3 protein-coding genes and 1 CRISPR repeat array are annotated in these 2,466 nt (G+C 41.5%); of the genes, 1 reads left to right on the forward strand and 2 read right to left on the reverse strand.

The annotated features are described in order from the left end of the window. A partial coding sequence (locus tag IEW48_RS16410; RefSeq protein WP_188624694.1) for a transposase occupies nucleotides 1–343 on the reverse strand: 343 nt, incomplete at its 3' end. A 444-nt stretch (nucleotides 344–787) separates the two neighbouring features. Further along, nucleotides 788–1,543: a DUF6904 family protein gene (locus tag IEW48_RS16415; protein ID WP_188624695.1), complete on the reverse strand. Its 756-nt coding sequence runs from the start codon at nucleotides 1,541–1,543 to the stop codon at nucleotides 788–790. Between the two features lie 228 nt (nucleotides 1,544–1,771). Between IEW48_RS16415 and IEW48_RS16420 the strand changes: the two genes are divergently transcribed. Then, nucleotides 1,772–1,918 (forward strand): nucleotidyltransferase substrate binding protein, encoded by a 147-nt coding sequence (locus IEW48_RS16420; RefSeq protein ID WP_188624696.1) that lies wholly within the window; start codon nucleotides 1,772–1,774, stop codon nucleotides 1,916–1,918. A 95-nt stretch (nucleotides 1,919–2,013) separates the two neighbouring features. Further along, a CRISPR array of direct repeats spans nucleotides 2,014–2,410; the repeat unit is 37 nt; unit sequence GTTTCAATCCTCACCCAGCTTATTAGCTGGGTGCAAC. Nucleotides 2,411–2,466: the final 56 nt, after the last annotated feature.

The raw sequence follows: 2,466 nt of genomic DNA on the forward strand, positions 1-2,466 counted from the left end.
GAAAATGGGTCATCATGGTATGGTGGAATGGTTCTTCCTGTTTGAATTCAGTCAGACCAATAAAGTATTGCAAATAGGGGTTTTCTTTGATCTGTTCCACTGTTTCACGGTCGCTGGTGCCTAAACGCTCTTTAATGATAAGCGCACCCAAAGCCATCCGCACAGAAAAGGCCTGACGGCCTTCACTTGTTGATTTGAGCTGCCCGATATACAGATCTTCCGCTTTGCCCCACGGGATTCTTTGAGCGAGTAATACCCAACGGTTGTTGGGGTCCAGTTGACCACCAAAAGGCAGGAAGAATTCATGCGGCATGATCAGCTGATCCTGGTTATGGCGATACACAGCAATACCTCCAAGTGCAAGATTTTTGTGGTGTTTTTTGAAAAACCCTTGCACTTAATTTCGCCAAAAATAGGTCTTTTCCTTTCAATATCAACATTTTTGTGTTTTTCAGCAAACCCCAATTATATCAAGGGTTTACTCGGTGTTTCTGTCTGCGAAAGTTGAGATAGATTACTATTCTAATCCAATAATTCCTGCAAGTCTCAAGAATTTTAAAGATTACTTTTCCAAAAACAAAGTATCTAAAGTTTGAATGATCTTGTTAAGATTAATTTCAGGGGCGAAGTATCCGTACTCATTCATTGATGCACACAAGAATGCGGGCCGCACCTCAGCAGTGGCATTCATATAGACTGTTTCATCGCCCCAATCTCTTTCTTCTCGGAGAGTATCGCTTGCTGTCTGTTCATGCAAATAGCCGCACACACGTTCGTGCTTTAAACATTACCATTCAATTTCATCTGGAAAATCTAAGTTTAATCTTAAATCATTGACATGACAGTTTCGCTTTTTTGCCTCTGCGAAAAGATCAGACTCTAAATCACGATATTCCTGCCCACGTTCAACTATGCGTTTAGCCATAATAGATATATGTTTGAGGCGCTTTTCACGATCCATGTTGATGAACCGATAATTCAGAAGATCTAAATATTGAGTTGCATAATAGGCAATAAATACAGCTTTACCATTCATCGCACTCATCATCCTGGCATAAGCCGCTTGAGATACGGTTCTTTTTAAGCATGCTGCCACTTTTGCCTGCAGAAGCCGCACATGAGCGATAGATTCGTCCCAAATCACCTTTTTGTTTGTAAACAAGTCCATACTGTATTTTGATTTGGCCTGTTTTTGGGCGTAAAGCTCCACAAATTTATTCAGCGCTATGGTGACAAAAATAATCTCCGGCCAGAGTTCATTTATCTTCAGGTATACATTCTTGTAAGGGGCCACCACCGACAAATGCTTCTGCTTTTCCTCGTTAATGCCGTTATCCACAAACTCAACTTCCCGATGTCCCATCATAGCGTGGCGGATTTCGTAGCACAGACTTAATACTCTCAGCCTGGCACTGTCATACTCAATAAATTCACCCTCGTCACCCACAACGGTATGTAATGCTTCATACAAATTTTCAAAATCGATGTAGTCACCGTAAATGGCTACTCCTGCATTGTTAGGTGTATTTTCTACATATATCATTTTCTATCACCTTTTGTCTCAGACTTTGTGAACCTCTCTTTACACAATTCCATAACAATATAGATTGTACTGAGCCATAGCCAAAAAATAAAGAAGCTGCTGATCCCGAAAAGAAGAAAAAAGAACAGACTGACACCCCTATCGGCTTCTAATAGATAGGTATGGCAAGGTCTACGGCAAGTCCTGAGAAAAGCAGTCCTGACCGGTCAAGGAAGGGGCGTATCTTATGTGCAAGATATTCGTTGGAAACTACGTTACGATAATTATCGTAAAGCTTTTCAGCAATTAACGGAATTTATTACAAAAGGTGAGTTAAACAAATTTGAAGTACAGGGGCTTATTCAATTTTTTGAATATACTTTTGAGCTTGGCTAGAAAACGATGAAAGACTATCTGGAACAAGAAGGTTTTAATGTTCCCAGTTCTCGCAAAGCCATTCATTCTCCTTTTGGTATTGAGAGGGGAGGGATGTTTCAATCCTCACCCAGCTTATTAGCTGGGTGCAACGTAGTCGATGTGGATTCGCTGCTTGACGTACTGTACGTTTCAATCCTCACCCAGCTTATTAGCTGGGTGCAACCAGTCAAAAAACCTTCATTTGTACGCAATATACGGTTTCAATCCTCACCCAGCTTATTAGCTGGGTGCAACAGCTTCTTGAGTTTTTTAATAAGCAGCAACTGATTGGTTTCAATCCTCACCCAGCTTATTAGCTGGGTGCAACGCAACAACATAAACAATATGCCTTTGGTGTTACTGTTTCAATCCTCACCCAGCTTATTAGCTGGGTGCAACTATCAATATGGTGAGGAGATTGCGTACGAAGAGTTGTTTCAATCCTCACCCAGCTTATTAGCTGGGTGCAACCGGACGTCTCAACGTGGGCCACGCGCTTGAATACGTGTTTCAATCCTCACCCAGCT

This window comes from Caldalkalibacillus thermarum (assembly GCF_014644735.1).
GTDB lineage: Bacteria > Bacillota > Bacilli > Caldalkalibacillales > Caldalkalibacillaceae > Caldalkalibacillus > Caldalkalibacillus thermarum.

What these genes read in the sequence shown, in the direction of transcription:
- IEW48_RS16415 (WP_188624695.1), bottom strand. Translation starts at nt 1,543, where the DNA reads ATGATATATGTAGAAAATACACCTAACAATGCAGGAGTAGCCATTTAC.